Raw genomic sequence first — 14,147 nt, 5'->3', positions numbered from 1 at the left:
GAGGATTAGTAATGAGAGTTAGTAGAGGCTAACCTTAACGTAATGTCCACCGCTGAGATGACATCGCCCGCCGTCCTGGTCGACGGCCTCCGGAAGTCCTTCGACGACGTCCACGCCCTGCGCGGAGTGTCGTTCGAGGTGCCCCGCGGAACCGTGCTGGGTATCCTCGGACCCAACGGCGCGGGCAAGACGACCCTGGTCGACATCCTGTGCACGCTGGCCGAACCCGACGCCGGGACCGCCGTCGTCGCCGGGCACGACGTGGTGACCGACGGTGCCGGGGTCCGCGCGAGCATCTCACTGACCGGTCAGTACGCCGCGCTCGACGAAACCCTCAACGGCCGCGACAATCTGGTCTTCTTCGGCCGCATGCAGGGCCTGCGACGACGCGCCGCCGCGGCCCGCGCCGACGAACTGCTCGACCGCTTCGCTCTCGCCTACGCCGAGAAGCGCCCGGTCCACACCTACTCCGGCGGCATGCGGCGCCGGCTGGACATCGCCTGCGGGCTGGTCGTCGAGCCATCCGTCGTCTTCCTCGACGAGCCGACCACCGGCCTGGACCCGCGCAGCCGCCAGGAGGTGTGGGAGCTGGTCGAGCTGCTCAAGAACGACGGCATCACCACCCTGCTGACCACCCAGTACCTGGAGGAGGCCGATCGGCTGAGCGACGACATCATCGTCCTCGACCGCGGCCGCGTGGTGGCGCACGGCACCGCCGCCGATCTCAAGGAGAGGGTGGGCGGCGTCGCCTGCGCGGTGGAACTGACCGAGCCGGGCGACACCGCGCGGTTCGCCGACGCGGTGAGCGCCGGACTCGGCCCGGGCCATCGGGTGGCCGTCGCCGAGCCGGGCCGGGTGAGCCTCGCCGCCCCCGACGGGGTCGACACCATGGCCGAGGTGATCGCGCTCGCCCGGGCCGCCGGCATCGGGCTGCGCGACATCGGGCTGCGCAGCCCGTCGCTCGACGACGTCTTCTTCGCGCTCACCGACGACGCGGCCCCCGCGCCGAGCGCGGCATCGTGAGCCTCACCTGGCCCGACCGCGCCGACCCGGAGGTCGTCGCCACCGGCTGGACCTTCGGCAGGCAGTGGGCCGCGCTCACCGCCCGTGGTCTGCGGTCGGCGCACAAGCAGGGCGAGTTCACCATCGCCGTCGTCATGCCGATCGTCTTCGCGCTGGGCTTCTACCTGCCGCTGCGCCTCATCATGGCCGATCGGGGCGTCGACTACGGGCAGTTCCTGATGCCGATCATCGTGCTGCAGGCGGTGGCCTTCACCGCGGTCGCCGCCGCCCAGCGCGCCACCCTCGATCGGCTTCGCGGGATGACCCGGCGGCTGGCTTCGATGCCGGTGCGGCCGCTGGTCCCGCTGTCGGCACGGATGACCACCTCGCTGGTCCGGTCCGCGATCTCCATCACCGTCGCCCTGGTGTTCGGGACGCTGCTCGGCTTCTCGTTCGACGGCGGCCCCGTCGACACCGCCGGCTTCCTCGCGTTCTCGCTCGCGGTCGGCCTGGTCCTCGCGATCGGGGCGGACTCGCTCGGCCTCGTCGCCCGCAATCCCGAGTCCACCTCCCAGCTGCTGGTCCTCCCCCAGCTGGTCCTCGGCATGCTGTCGACCGGATTCGTACCCGAGTCGAGCTTCCCCGGCTGGGCGCAGCCGTTCGCGCGCAACCAGCCGATCTCCCATTTCGCGGCGACCATGCGCGACCTCGCCGCCGGCGATCCGCACTGGGCGACGGCCCGGCCGGCCCTGATCTGGCTGGCCGCGCTGGCCGCGGTGTTCATCGCCGCCGCTCACTACACCCAGACGCATCGGCGGTTGTACCCGTGACTCTGATCTTCCCCGCCCGCGACACCGCCGCCCCCGAGACGAGCGGCCGCTCCCTGGTGCGCGCGTCGGCGCTGCAGGCCGAGCGGATCGTCGTCAAATGGTGCACCGACATCCCGACGCTGCTCCAGTCGCTGCTCTTCCCGGCGGTGATGGTGCTGCTGTTCTGGCTGATCCTGGACCGCACGGTCAGCGACTACTCCGGCACCTCGCAGGCCTTCGGCATGGTGCCGATGGTGGCGCTGGTCGGGGCCATGAGCGGTTCGGCGATCAGCGGGCTCGGGCTGCGCCGGGAGCGGACCAGCGGTCTGCTGTCGAAGATGTGGACGCTGCCCGTGCACCGCGCGTCGGCGATGACCGGCCGCCTCGCCGCCGAAGCGCTCCGGATCGTGGTGACGGTGAGCGCCGTCCTCGCCGTGGGCACGATCATCGGTTTCCGGATCCAGACGGGTCCGGCCGGATACCTCGCGATCATCGCGGTGGCACTGATGTTCGGAGTGTCGTTCTCCATGATGGTCACCGCCCTGGCGCTCCGCGGCGGCGACTCCCGCATCGTCGAATGGGTCGCGATCGGCACCAATCTGGCGATGTTCTTCAACACCGGCTTCGTCCCGGCCTCGGCCTATCCCGCGTGGCTGCGGCCGATCGTCGAGTACCAGCCGCTCAGCTGCGCGGTCGACGCGATCAAGGGCCTCGCCACCGGCGGCCCGATCGCGCAGCCGCTGGCGTTGACGGTCGTCTGGTCGGCGGTGCTGCTCGCCGCGTTCACCCGGCCGACGCTCACCGGCTACCGCCGCGCCGCCCAGCGCGGATAGGCCGGCAGGTCAATACCGTACCGAATCCGGTACGGTATTGACAGGAGGATCGATGGGCTATCGACATGACCTGTGGGAGATCGCCGCATCCCGAAACGGTGTGGTGACCGTCGCCGACGCGGAAGATGCGGGAGTGCCGGCCGTGGAGCTCCGGAAGCTTGCGGCGCGCGGCGCCCTTCTTGCGTACGGGAAGGGTGTCTACACACACCGCGACGTGCCGACAACGCCGTTCACCGAGCCGACGATCGCTGTGGCCCTCGCGGGCGAAGGCGCGTTCCTGCACCGCGAATCCGTGCTCGATCTGCTCCGGATCGGACAGTTCAATCCTCCGAAGATCCGCGTGGGCACCCGCCGACGCGTGCGACGTGTTCTCCCCGAGTGGATGGATCTTGAGTACCGGTCTGACGTATCCGACGAGGATCTCGCTCGCTATGACGGCATTCCAGCGACGACCGTCCGGCGGGCACTGGCGGACATGCGGAGCCGAATGCCTCCGGACCGGTGGGAGCTGCTGGCCGACGAGGCGCTGCGACGAGACCTGATCGCAGATCAGGACGCCGCCACCGGAAAGATCGCGTCGTCATGAGCGCAGTGACTCCGCCGCTCAACGTGACTCAGCTCAATGACAGGCTCACCCGGGTCGCGGCGGAGCTGGGCATCCCCGTCGCGCGTGCGCGGGTGATGCTGTGCACCCTGATCGTCTCGCAGTTGCTCCCCGACGCCGTCGCGGTCAAGGGCGGCATGGGCGTGAAGTTGCGTTTCGGAGAGCGAGGTACGCGCGCCACATCCGACCTCGACGTCTCCACCTCCGTCCGCGGTGAAGAGTTCGAACGGGCGTTCCGTGCGCGTCTGGCGGACGGCTGGGGAATGGTGCCGCCCTCGAAGGGCGCACGACGCCGCGATCCGGACGCGCCGGATCGCGTCGCATTCACCGCGACTGTGCGACCGGTGAAGCTTCACGATCCTGGGCTCGCCCGCCCCGAATACGTGATGCACCCGTACCGGGTATCGATCGCCTTCCTCGGCAGCGCCTGGGGCGCTCTCGATGTCGAGGTATCCGATCCCGAGATCGATCCATGCGCTCACACACAGAAGGAGATCGACGGAGAGCTGGTGCAATTCGGTGCACACTTCGGATTCGGCGAGTTGCAGCCTGTCGAACTGGTCGATCTGGAGTATCAGATCGCGCAGAAGCTCCACGCCGTCACCGATCCCGCCTACGCGCGTGCGCATGATCTGGTCGACCTACAACTCCTCTGGAACGCTGACCCCGATCTGCGGAGCCTGCACCGCTTCTGCGTGCGAACATTCGACTGGCGACGGCAGCAGATATGGCCGCCACTCCCGTTGCGCTCGATGGAGGGGTGGGAGCTCGCCTGTGCCGACGCACGCTCGGAGACCGAGGTCGCCGGTCGGACATCGGTATTGCCGAACGTCGCCGCTGCGCGCGAGTGGCTGAGCCAAATCATCGCCATCATCGCGTCGTCGCCTGCCCATTGATGACAGCCGGTGATTCCCGCACCGGCCCGAAAGACGAAGTGCCCTACACGTACCAGCAGCGGTGGCGGAGGCTGCCCTTGATCCGGCCCAGCAGGTTACCGGCCTGGAACAGCCAGCGGCCGGTCGGCACCCGGGTGATCGCGGTCGGGAGCAGCGGGTTCCGCAGCAGGAGATAGGCGATGACGTCGGCGGTCATGTACCAGGGCCGCTTCGGGAGTCCGTAGCCGCGGTATTCCGCGTACAGCCGGGCGTCGCCCTCCCCGCACATCACCGACTGGTCCCATATCCCGCGCAGTGTGTCCCGGAGGCGGTAGGCCACGAGTGCGTCCGGCGCGTGCCCGAGCACGCCGCCCGCCAGCTGGATGCGGATGGTGAAGTCGGCGTCTTCGGCGCCGCGGTCATATGCCGTATCGAAGCCGCCGACCTGCTCGAACCGGTCCTTCCACACCCCGAGATTGCAGGTCGGCGACACCCGCAGGAAGCCGAGGAACTCGTACGGCATCTCCGGCGGCAGCATCTGCCGCCAGCTCTGCGCGTCGGCACCGTTGAGCGAGTGCGTCTCGACCGCACCGCCGACGGCGCTGCAGCGCCGCCCGACGGCGGTCAGTTCGGTCAACCATCGCGGAGAGACGCGGTCGTCGTCATCGCAGAAGGCGAGGAAGTCGCCGGCGGCCGCGGCCGCCCCGGCGTTGCGGGCGTAGGACGCGCCGGCCGGGCCGGAGGCGTCGACCCAGCGCAGCGTGAGCCGCTGCGTCAGCGGGTGCCCGTCGAGGTGATCGCGGAGACCGTCGGTGGAGTTGTTGTCGGCGACGAGGACCTCGAACGGCCGGTCATAGTCTTGCGCGGCGAGCGCGGCGAGCTGGTCGTCGATCACGTCGGCGCCGTTGTGCACCGGGATCACCACGGACACCAATTCCGGCAGACCGCGATCGGCCTCCGGGGGACGTTCGGGCCGACCGGGCGCCGTCGCCCCCAGTCCGGCGCGGCGCAGGGTCCGCGGTGGAATCTTCCCGGTCTCCCCGCGCAACGCGGCGCGGGCGCCGGCGGCGCTCAGGTACACCCGCCGCATCCGGTGAGAGCCGATGAGCATCGCGCGGCCCCGGCTGAGCGTGTCCTTCGCGATCGACACGGCGCACCACAGCGGTTCGGCGGCGCCGTAGCGCCGGTAGAGCGTCAGCCGGTTGCGGGCGATGTAGTAGTGCCGGAACGGCGCATCCTCGGAGAACTCGATCCCGGCGCCGCAGCCGCGAAGGACCGCGCGCAACAGGCGAGGCGGCACCCAGCGGGCGGGCGTGCCGAGCCGGTGCACGATCCGCGTGCCCGGCACGATCAGCGCGTGCCCCCCGTGCGCGCGGGCCCGCAGATAGAACTCGGTCTCCACGCAGTCGATGAACAGTTCTTCCTCGAAGAGGCCGATCTCCTCGAACAGGCCCCGGGTGATCACCAGGCCCGACTGGATCGGCTCGAACGCCAGCGTCAGGCCCTTCTCGGCGAACCAGAACGGGGCGACGTCGTCGTTGATGCGGGCGGGCGAGACCGTCACGCGGGTCAAGCCGAGGCCGGCCGCGAGATGCAGGTGGGCGACGGCCCGTTCGAGGTAGTCGTCGTCGAGGTGGGTGTCCTGGTCGAGAGTGAGGACGGCGTCGGCACCCTCGTCCAGTGCACGCCGGACGCCTCGGTTGAGCGTGTGGGCGATCCCGCGATTGGCCGGGTTCTCCAGGACGGTGGCGCCGAGGTCGGCGCAGACGTCGAGCGCCCGCCGCGCCGGGCCGGTGGGCTCGGTCCGCAGCGAGGGCGAGCCGTCGTCGACGACGATGAGCGAGGCGACCTGCGGTATCGCCGCGCGCACCACCTCGACCAGTTCGGGCCCGGGCTCGAAGGCGGCGACGACCCCGATCACCCGGGTGCGCGGCGCGTCGGTCATCGGGCGGGCTCCTGCTCGTTGGTCTCGCGCTCGGCGATCGCGGCGCGCAGCGCCGCGGCGGTGGCGGTCACGTGCGGGGCACGCATCATGGAGTGATGGTCGCCGGGCACCCGGGTCACGGCGAGGTCGCCGGTGGTGATCGCCGCCCAGCGTTCGAGATCGTCGTGATTGTCGGTGGCCGCGATCAGCGTGACCCGGCCCGGATAGGGCGTCGGCCGGTGACGGCGCAGCAGCCGGCGGCCGAGATCCCAGAAGACGGTCCACTGCAGCGTGGTCGGGAGCCGCCAGAGTCCCGCCGTGGCGACCAGGAAGCGCATCGCGAGCGCGTTCCACCGGGCGGCGAGACCGCCGGGCTTCGCCGCGTCCGCGGTGTCGGCGCACGCTGCCACCTCGTCCCGCTCGGGCAACGCTGTGCGGGCGGCGGCGTCGGGTTCGAAGAGCGCGTCGAGTAGCACCACGCGGGTCACCTCGGCGCCGCGGGCACGCAGGATGGTCGCCGCTTCGAGGATCACGAACGCGCCGAAGGAGTAGCCGGCGAGCAGGTAGGGGCCGCGCGGCTGTACCGAGAGGATGTCGTGCACGGCGCGCACCGCCGCCGCGCGCACGGATCGGTCGGCACGGCCGCGTCGTTCCAGGCCGTGCGCCTGGAGACCGTAGACCGGCCGGTCGCCGCCCAGTTCCCGGACCAGGGGCAGCAGACTCGCCGCCGGACTGCCGGCTCCCGCGGCCAGGAACAGCGGGGTCCCGTCCCCGTCGCGCAGCCGGGTGAGCGAGCCGTCCGCCTGTGAGCGGCGGCGGTCCCGGTGAGCGGCGTCGAGCAGCCGGGCGAGTCCGGCGATGGTCGGATCGGCGGCGAAGCGGGAGGAGGTGATCTCCACCAGCCAGCGATCGCGGATCTCGGTGAGCATGGTCGCCGCGGCGAGGGAGTCACCGCCGAGCGAGACGAAGTCCTCGTTCCGCCCGACGGTGTCGAGGCCGAGGACATCGCACCCCAGGTGCAGCAGCGCCGCCTCGGTGGGACCGCGCACCGGCTCCGGATCACGCGTGGCCGGTGCGGGCAGCGCGGCGCGATCGATCTTGCCGCGCTCGGTGCGCGGGAGTTCGGCGAGTACGACGACGTCGCGCGGAATCATCCAGGGCGCCAGCGTCTTTCCCAGCGCGGTCCGGATCTCGGCGGGCGACGGCGACCACTTCTCGCGGTCGACGGCCACGTGCGCGATCAGCCGCCCGGCGTCGGCGGTCACCACGGCGTCGACCGTCCACGGCAGCGCGCGGATCGCCGTCTCGACCTCGATCGGCTCCACCAGGTAGCCGCGGATCTTGACCGCGTCGTCGCGGCGGCCGAGCAGATGGAGTTCGCCGTGCGCATCGAATCGGCCGAGGTCGCCGGTGCGCAGTACCGTCCGGCCCTCGCCCGCCGGACGGAAACGACGGTCCGTGCGCTCCGGATCGCCGTGGTAGCGCAGGGCCAGATGCGCCGATTCGACGGTCACCTCCCCGGTGACGCCGGGTGGCACCTCGGCACCGTCGGCGTCGACGATGCGCACGGTCTTGTCGGCGGCGGGGCGGCCGACGGGCAGCGGACCGGTGGGCAGCGGCCGCCCGGGCGGGAAGCGGTTGAAGGCGAGATTCCCGGCTTCCGACGAACCCGACCAGCTGCAGAACACGCCGTCGGCGGGCAGCAGCGTCGCGCGCAGAGCGGCGACGTCGGTGCTGTACACCGGCTCGCCGCAGGTGGTCGCCAACCGCAACTCCGGCAGCGCGCCGGGCGCGTTCGGCCCGCCCAGCCAGGACCGCAGGAGCGACGGGGTGCAGTGCAGCGTCGTCGCCGGGTGCAGCGACAGCCAGTCGTGCAGGCCGGCGGCGGTCCGGCGGCGCACGTCCCACAGCAGCACGCCCGCACCGTTCAGCAGCGGCATGAGCAGGGCGTCCAGTCCCGCGCCGAAACTCAGCGGCAGGAGCACCGCGGCGGCGTCGCCGGGCCCGAGGCCGAGCACGTCGTGTCCGTCGCGGGCCTGGTTGACCCAGCTTCGCTGTCCGTGCACGACGCCCTTGGGGGCGCCGGTGGAGCCGGAGGTGAAGACGATGACGGCCGGCTGATGCGGCTCCGGGTCGGGCACCGCGCCGCCGGACGGTGGCAGTTCGGCGATCTGGGCCGGACTCAGTTCGAGCGCACCGGAGAGCCGCAGGATGTGGTCCCGGCGCTCGGTGGGCAGGAAGGGATCGAGCACCACGAGCGGCCGGCCGGAGCAGAGGACGGCGAGGATCGCGATCGCCGACTCGACGTCGGATTCGGTCGTGACCGCCACCGGTCGTCCCGGTTCACCGACGGCGGCGGCGACGGCCCGTGCGCGTTCCGCGGAACGCTCCCCCGCCTCGGCGAAGGACACCGACGCCTCGGGCGTGACGAGTGCGGGCGCATCCCCGCGCTCGGCCGCCACGGCGAGCCAGCGGCCCGCGGTCGTCGCCCGGTCGAGCGACGCGGTCATGAGTGCAGGCCGGCGGCGATCGTCGGCCACGAGCGCTTGAGCTCGTCGCGCCAGTAGTTCCAGGAGTGGGTGCCGGTCGCCGGGAGGTGCACCTGCGCCGGGATGTGCAGCTCACGCAGACGCGCGGCCATCCGGTCGGTGCAGTAGCGGACGGCGAATTCCAGGGCCCCGCCGACCAGGATCTGGTCGGCGAGCGGGGGTGCGCCGGGCGCCTGTTCCTGCGGCGTGTCGTACCGGCCGGGCAGACCGCTGCCGCTGGACAGGTAGATCCGCGAGCCGCGGAGCTTCGCCGCGTTGAGGTACGGGTCGTTCCGGCGCCAGGCCGGCGAGGCGGGACCGCCCCACATGTTGGTCGCGTCCGCGCTCGAGGCGGTGTAGACGATCCCGCGGACCGCGGCCTGCCCCTCGGGGGTGCTGGTGAGTGCGCATCCGCTGTACGACGCGACCGTGCGGTACAGGCCGGGCGCGGCGATCGCGAGGTTGAGGACCGACGTGCCCGACATCGACAGTCCGGCGATCGCATTGCGCCCGCTGCTGTTCAGCGCGGCGTCGAGCACCGGCGGCAGTTCCTTGGTCAGGAAGGTCTGCCACATCGGCTTGCCGAGCTTGCTGTCGGCGCTCTGCCAGTCCGTGTAGTAGCTGCCGCGGCCCTTCTCGGGAATGACGACGTTGACCCGCTTGCCGTCGAAGAACTTCTGCGCGTCGGTCTGCGCCAGCCAGTTGGCGCCGTCCTCGCCGCCGCCGGCCCCGTTGAGGAGGTACAGGGTCGGCGCTCCGGCCGCGTCGGTGCGCGGCCGGAGCAGCAGGAACGGAATGTCGTGACCCATCGCCGGCGAGCGCACGACGACCCGCCAGAGATTCTGGTCGAGGTGGGTCAGCGAGACCACCTGCGCCCCGGCCGCCCGGGCCGGCGCCGCCGTGGAGATCATCGTGCCGAACAGCAGCGAAACCAGCAGGAGGACGAGAGGAAGCCGACGGCGACCCGAGAACACAACCTTCATAGTGTAGGTCAGCCTACACTTGCATAGGTTTACCTAACCTACCGGTGTGCGTCAGATCCTGCTCGCATGCACCGCCGGGATGCGGCCCGCCCACGGCATCGCGGCTTCGAGCTGAGCGGCGAGCCGTAGGAGCATGGATTCCGAGCACATCGGACCGGCCAACTGCACCCCGATCGGCAGTCCCTCGCTCGACTGGCCGAGCGGCAGGCTGATCGCCGGGGTCCCGGTGGTGTTGAACAGCGGGGTGAAGGAGAAGGCATCGAAGATCCGCCGCGTCCAGCCGTGCGCGTCGAGATCGTGTTCGTCGGCGTTGAGATAGCCGAGTTCCATCGGCGGATGGTTGGTGGTCGGGGTCAGCAGGACGTCATAGCCGGTGAAGAACTCGCCCACGGTGCGGGAGACGGCGGTGAAGACGGCTCCGGCGGCCGCCAGGTCGAGCGCGCGGAGTTCGCGGCCGTACTGGATACACGCCCAGCTGGTGGCTTCGACATTGTCCGGGCCGGCGACGGTCCCGGTCATCGCCTCGACGGCGGCGACCGATTCGGCCAGGAACGCCGCCCAGGTCGTGACCGTGGCCTCCAGAAACGACTCCCAGTCAAAGGCCGGGGCGGCACGGTCCACCCGGTGACCGGCCGCCTCGAGGGCGCGGCCGACGGCCTCGACCGCCGCGACGACCTCCGGGTCGACGGCGGTGCCCGACCAGGCCTCGGTGTGCAGCGCGATACGCAGCCGGCCCGGATCGGCACCGACCTCCTGGGCGAACGGACGACGCGGCGGGGCGATCAGGACACGGTCTCCCGGGTACGGGACGGCGACGGCGTCGAGCAGGGCTGCGGCGTCGCGAACCGAGCGGGTGACCGCGAACTCGGCGGCGAGACCGCTGAGCGCGTTGCTGTCGAGGTCGGGGCCCAGCGGCACGCGGCCGCGGCTGGGCTTGAGTCCGACGAGCCCGTTGCAGGCCGCCGGGATGCGGATCGATCCGCCACCGTCGTTGGCGTGCGCCATCGGCACCGCACCGGCGGCGACCAGCGCCGCCGAGCCGCCGCTGGAGCCGCCCGCACTGCGGCCGGTGTCCCACGGGTTGCGCGTGGAACCGTAGGCCAGTGCCTCGGTGTTGGCATTGAAGCCGAACTCCGGTGTGGTCGACACGGCGACGGTCGCCAGGCCGGCCGCCCGGAACCGTTCCATGAGGTGGGTATCGGCCGGCGGCACCAGCCCGTCGCCGAGCATGCGCGTCCCCATCCGGGTCGGGACGCCCTCCGCATGGCAGATCAGGTCCTTGATGACGAAGGGCACTCCGGCGAAGCACCCGTCGTCGGCGTAGGCGAGCGGCCGGCCGAACGGTCCGCCGGCGACCGCGTTGATCTCCTCGTTCACGGCGTTGATCGCGTCGGTCGCCAATTCGGCGGCCTCCGCCGCCGTGAGGTCGCCCGCGGCGATGGTCGCGGCCAGCCCGGTCGCGTCGAGTGCTGTGTACTCGTCGAAGTTCATGATGTGCTCTCCTCTGATCGTCGAGCGTCCGGCCCGATACCGGACGCGCACCGTCGACGATGGCAAGATGTGTCACACGACACATCGGCCGAACGGCCGAGGCGGTCGGCCCCGTCCGACCGCGACAGCGCTGGGAGGTGCCTATGGCCCCGGGCCTGACATGGTGGACCCGGGTGGCCGACGCGGTGCGTGCCGCCGGTCGCGGTGAGGCGCCGATCGCCGAGCCCGTCCGCATGCTTCGCGACGGCCTCGGATACGACTGCGCCACGTTGATCGGCCGGCAACCGGCGAACCGCGCCCCGCAGCCGATCCTGGTGAACCTCGACTACCCCACCGCCACCGCCGATTTCGTCGCCTCGACCTATGCGCGGGAATGCCCGGCGCACCGATACGCGCTCCAGCGCCACATCGCGGTCCGATTCGTCGATCTGCCCTTCGACTTCCGTGACTCGCGTACGTACCAGGAAGCCTTGCGGCCCTGCGGATTCCGAGAGGGTCTCACACTGCCGCTCGGCGGGATCGACGCGACCGGCCGCCGCCCGGGATTCATCGCGATGAGCTCGACCCATGGACGCCCGCTGGGCGACGACGACCGCCTCGCGCTGACGCTGTTCGCCTCCGAGATCGCTGGGCTGACCGCGCCGCAGATCCGCCCGGACGCCGACCCCGCCGATCTCGTGGTGTACCTGGCCGGGGGCCGCGCCGAAGTGCGCCTCGGCGATCCGTCACAGAGCCCGTTCGACGCCGCCGCGATGACCCGGCTGGCCGTCCTTCATGCGCGGTCGACGGGCGCACTGCGGTTCCGGCGGCGCGGTGCCGACGGCCAGTGGTGGTCGGTGCGGACCGACGCCGTCGCCGATGGGGTGCTCCTGTGCCTGTGGCGGACCGGGACACCGGAGGGACTCACCCCGCGTGAACTCGATGTGGCCGGGCTCGCCTCCCGCGGCTGGTCCAACGACCGGATCGCCGAGGCACTGGGCATCTCGGTCCGCACCGCTCGCGCGCACATCGAATCGGTGCTGGCCAAACTCGGCGCCGCCAACCGGACCGAGCTGGCGCGCATCGCGTACGGGCGAGAGCTGGACAGCCTGGATGCGATCCGGTGCGAAATCGGCTGACAGGTGGCTCTCCCGCCAGGACTCGAACCTGAAATGTCTGAACCAAAATCAGAAGTGTTGCCGATTACACCACGGGAGAAAGACGCGCTGACGATTGTGCCACAGCGGCGGTGTGCGACGTCCGGGCCCGGGCGTCGCCACCGGGGCTATCCCGTCTCACTCCGCGCGGCCAGGCGCCGCTCGTGTGCCTTGGCCTCCGTGTACGACCGCACCTGGTACTCGCGGAGGCGCCGCGCCGCCTTGCGGCGGCCCTTGCGGCCGTTTCGCCGGCGCACGACTCCCGGGCACGTCCGCAGCGCGCGGCGCCAGCGGCGCGCCTGCCGCTCGAAGCGGGCCTGGTGGCCGTCGTTCCACTCGATGCCGTACACCCCGCGGAGCAGCGGGCCGGCCATCCCCCAGGTCAGCAGCCGGACCTTGGGTGCCCACCGCACATATAGCAGCGGGAGCGAGTACGCCGAGAACACCGAGGCCGCCACATCGCCCGGAAGCAGTTGCTCGGGCGGCGCGTCCGGCCCCGACCGCGGTAACCGCGGCGGGTAGCCGCGTTCGACACCGGCGACGAGTTCGGTGAGCCCCGCGTAGTCGGCAGGCCAGCCGGACACGTCCATCTGCAGCAGCCCGCCGACCCGCGCGAAGTCCGCGAGCAACTGGTCGAGGACGTCGTCGTCGATCTCGGAGATCAGCAGCCGATAGGTGTCGACCATGCTCAGGAACCAGGTGACCGCGACCCAGCGCTGGCCGTCCGAATCGAACACCGGCCGGCGCGATCGGCGACCGTCGGGCCCCTCCGGCACGCCCACCGTCGCGTGGATGCGGTTCACCTCCCGCACCAGCCGGTCCAGCGTGTCGTCGTCACCCTCGGCGACCAGCCGGAGATAGTCGATGGTCGCCCGCCAGCGCTGCGCACCGCGGTTGGCGTACGCGCCGCTCTCCACCTCGGTCGGCGCGATCGAGGGATGCGCCAATTGCATCAGCGCCGCCCGCGGCCACAGCAGGTAACTACTCGGCTCATCGAGGACGCTCCGGAGGGTGGGACGGCGCTTGGTGGACATCGTTCTCCCCCGGCGGCCCTAGATCATCGCCTTGTCGTGCTTCAGCCGGCGGCGCAGATCCTTCATCAGCATCCGGCTTCCCCCGACGCGGAACCACTTGGGCAGGAACTTGTTGACGATCGAGACGAACGTGAACAGATGCTCGAACCGCCGCCGGTCATCGTCGGTCCATTCCAGCCCGAGCTGCCGGTGGAACAGCGGCGGCAGGAAGCCGATCGTCAGGAACCGCAGCAGGTTGACGAACGGCAACCGGATCAGCGGATTGATCATCTTCAGATCGACGAGGTCATTGAGGAAGTCGCACGTCGTGTCGTCGATCACCACCCGCTGGCACGCGACGTTCCAGTAGTGGTCGAAGTCGGCGCGCGTCGCCGGCCACATGTCCTCGGGCACCTGCAGCGTGGTCCCCAGCGGCTTCGCCGACTGATAGAACGCCTCGGCCTCCTCCTCGTTCATCAGGCCGTGCAGCAGTTGGTGACTGTCCTCCAGCCCGATGAACAGGCACGCGGCCACCCACAGCTGAAGTTCCCGGTTGAACGCGTTGTACTTCACCGGGCTGCGGGCGTCCGACTTCACGTGCCGGTGCGCCGAGTTCACCGCCTCCCGGAACGCCCGGCGTTCCTCCTCGGTGCCCAGCAGCGCCACCGCGAGGTACATGGTCGTGGTCCGCGCCCGCTTCCACGGATGACGCATCAGGGTGCCCGATTCGACCTTGCTCTCCATCACGCCGTACGCCACTTCGGGCCAGCCGAGCTGCATGACGACGTTCGCCGCCGCGCCCGCGAACGACCAGAAGTCCATCGCCTCCTGCGCCGCGGCCGGCTTGCGCAGACTGGTGACGCGGCGTTTGCGCGTCGTGATGGTGATCCGGGTGTCCGCCGTCCGCAGCTCGGGCCGCGTCTCGTCCAGGTCCGGCAGATACTTCATG

12 protein-coding genes and 1 tRNA gene are annotated in these 14,147 nt (G+C 71.0%); 6 read left to right on the top strand and 7 right to left on the bottom strand.

The genetic code is table 11. The features are described from left to right. Nucleotides 1–42 precede the first annotated feature (42 nt). The 5 genes from ACSEEN_RS01985 to ACSEEN_RS01965 are packed head-to-tail and all read left to right on the top strand — an operon-like array spanning nucleotide 43 to nucleotide 4,144. Entirely contained in the window at nucleotides 43–1,023 is a 981-nt protein-coding gene (locus ACSEEN_RS01985; RefSeq protein WP_440712147.1) for an ATP-binding cassette domain-containing protein, read from the top strand. Next, nucleotides 1,020–1,832 (top strand): ABC transporter permease, encoded by an 813-nt coding sequence (locus ACSEEN_RS01980; protein WP_247866594.1) that lies wholly within the window; start codon nucleotides 1,020–1,022, stop codon nucleotides 1,830–1,832. Before ACSEEN_RS01985 ends, ACSEEN_RS01980 begins: the two co-directional genes overlap by 4 nt. Then, nucleotides 1,829–2,644 carry an ABC transporter permease gene (locus tag ACSEEN_RS01975; protein WP_440712146.1) on the top strand — a complete coding sequence of 272 codons (816 nt, stop codon included), beginning with the start codon at nucleotides 1,829–1,831 and terminating at the stop codon, nucleotides 2,642–2,644. The genes ACSEEN_RS01980 and ACSEEN_RS01975 overlap by 4 nt, the downstream gene beginning before the upstream one ends. A 52-nt stretch (nucleotides 2,645–2,696) precedes the next feature. Continuing rightward, nucleotides 2,697–3,230: a type IV toxin-antitoxin system AbiEi family antitoxin domain-containing protein gene (locus ACSEEN_RS01970; protein ID WP_440712145.1), complete on the top strand. Its 534-nt coding sequence runs from the start codon at nucleotides 2,697–2,699 to the stop codon at nucleotides 3,228–3,230. Continuing rightward, the gene (locus ACSEEN_RS01965) at nucleotides 3,227–4,144 is read left to right on the top strand and encodes a nucleotidyl transferase AbiEii/AbiGii toxin family protein (RefSeq protein WP_440712144.1); all 918 of its coding nucleotides are present in this window, start codon (nucleotides 3,227–3,229) and stop codon (nucleotides 4,142–4,144) included. Before ACSEEN_RS01970 ends, ACSEEN_RS01965 begins: the two co-directional genes overlap by 4 nt. A 43-nt stretch (nucleotides 4,145–4,187) precedes the next feature. Here the strand turns inward: ACSEEN_RS01965 and ACSEEN_RS01960 are convergent, their stop codons facing one another. From ACSEEN_RS01960 to ACSEEN_RS01945, 4 genes are read right to left on the bottom strand one after another with little or no spacing between them, the layout of a single operon-like run. Beyond that, nucleotides 4,188–6,068 carry a glycosyltransferase family 2 protein gene (locus ACSEEN_RS01960; protein ID WP_440712143.1) on the bottom strand — a complete coding sequence of 627 codons (1,881 nt, stop codon included), beginning with the start codon at nucleotides 6,066–6,068 and terminating at the stop codon, nucleotides 4,188–4,190. Continuing rightward, nucleotides 6,065–8,557: an AMP-binding protein gene (locus ACSEEN_RS01955; RefSeq protein WP_440712142.1), complete on the bottom strand. Its 2,493-nt coding sequence runs from the start codon at nucleotides 8,555–8,557 to the stop codon at nucleotides 6,065–6,067. Before ACSEEN_RS01955 ends, ACSEEN_RS01960 begins: the two co-directional genes overlap by 4 nt. After that, on the bottom strand, nucleotides 8,554–9,558 hold the full coding sequence (locus ACSEEN_RS01950) for an alpha/beta hydrolase (protein ID WP_440712141.1): 1,005 nt from the start codon (nucleotides 9,556–9,558) through the stop codon (nucleotides 8,554–8,556). The genes ACSEEN_RS01955 and ACSEEN_RS01950 overlap by 4 nt, the downstream gene beginning before the upstream one ends. A 51-nt stretch (nucleotides 9,559–9,609) precedes the next feature. Further along, on the bottom strand, nucleotides 9,610–11,049 hold the full coding sequence (locus tag ACSEEN_RS01945) for an amidase (protein ID WP_440712140.1): 1,440 nt from the start codon (nucleotides 11,047–11,049) through the stop codon (nucleotides 9,610–9,612). 143 nt (nucleotides 11,050–11,192) lie between these two features. On the opposite strand from ACSEEN_RS01945, the gene ACSEEN_RS01940 reads away from it, so the two are divergent. After that, nucleotides 11,193–12,167 carry a LuxR C-terminal-related transcriptional regulator gene (locus ACSEEN_RS01940; RefSeq protein ID WP_298446376.1) on the top strand — a complete coding sequence of 325 codons (975 nt, stop codon included), beginning with the start codon at nucleotides 11,193–11,195 and terminating at the stop codon, nucleotides 12,165–12,167. A 4-nt stretch (nucleotides 12,168–12,171) separates the two neighbouring features. Here ACSEEN_RS01940 and ACSEEN_RS01935 read toward each other — a convergent pair. The 3 genes from ACSEEN_RS01935 to ACSEEN_RS01925 form a co-directional block, all read right to left on the bottom strand. Next, nucleotides 12,172–12,246 (bottom strand) — tRNA-Gln (locus ACSEEN_RS01935). A 67-nt stretch (nucleotides 12,247–12,313) separates the two neighbouring features. Beyond that, nucleotides 12,314–13,219, bottom strand: a complete 906-nt coding sequence (locus ACSEEN_RS01930; protein ID WP_440712139.1) for an oxygenase MpaB family protein — start codon at nucleotides 13,217–13,219, stop codon at nucleotides 12,314–12,316. Nucleotides 13,220–13,237: 18 nt separating this feature from the next. Continuing rightward, complete coding sequence (locus ACSEEN_RS01925) at nucleotides 13,238–14,146, bottom strand: oxygenase MpaB family protein (RefSeq protein WP_440712156.1); 909 nt, start codon at nucleotides 14,144–14,146, stop codon at nucleotides 13,238–13,240. Nucleotide 14,147: the final 1 nt, after the last annotated feature.

It is taken from the genome of Gordonia marina (assembly GCF_052036135.1).
GTDB lineage: Bacteria > Actinomycetota > Actinomycetes > Mycobacteriales > Mycobacteriaceae > Gordonia.
The sequence above is the reverse complement of the archived record's forward strand: the minus strand, read 5'-3'. Positions and strand labels throughout refer to the sequence as shown.

Bases quoted from the DNA above. Each gene is read 5' to 3' on its own strand.
- ACSEEN_RS01985 (WP_440712147.1), top strand. From the start codon at position 43: ATGTCCACCGCTGAGATGACATCGCCCGCCGTCCTGGTCGACGGCCTC.
- ACSEEN_RS01970 (WP_440712145.1), top strand. From the start codon at position 2,697: ATGGGCTATCGACATGACCTGTGGGAGATCGCCGCATCCCGAAACGGT.
- ACSEEN_RS01965 (WP_440712144.1), top strand. From the start codon at position 3,227: ATGAGCGCAGTGACTCCGCCGCTCAACGTGACTCAGCTCAATGACAGG.
- ACSEEN_RS01960 (WP_440712143.1), bottom strand. From the start codon at position 6,068: ATGACCGACGCGCCGCGCACCCGGGTGATCGGGGTCGTCGCCGCCTTC.
- ACSEEN_RS01955 (WP_440712142.1), bottom strand. From the start codon at position 8,557: ATGACCGCGTCGCTCGACCGGGCGACGACCGCGGGCCGCTGGCTCGCC.
- ACSEEN_RS01950 (WP_440712141.1), bottom strand. From the start codon at position 9,558: ATGAAGGTTGTGTTCTCGGGTCGCCGTCGGCTTCCTCTCGTCCTCCTG.
- ACSEEN_RS01945 (WP_440712140.1), bottom strand. From the start codon at position 11,049: ATGAACTTCGACGAGTACACAGCACTCGACGCGACCGGGCTGGCCGCG.
- ACSEEN_RS01940 (WP_298446376.1), top strand. From the start codon at position 11,193: ATGGCCCCGGGCCTGACATGGTGGACCCGGGTGGCCGACGCGGTGCGT.
- ACSEEN_RS01930 (WP_440712139.1), bottom strand. From the start codon at position 13,219: ATGTCCACCAAGCGCCGTCCCACCCTCCGGAGCGTCCTCGATGAGCCG.
- ACSEEN_RS01925 (WP_440712156.1), bottom strand. From the start codon at position 14,146: ATGAAGTATCTGCCGGACCTGGACGAGACGCGGCCCGAGCTGCGGACG.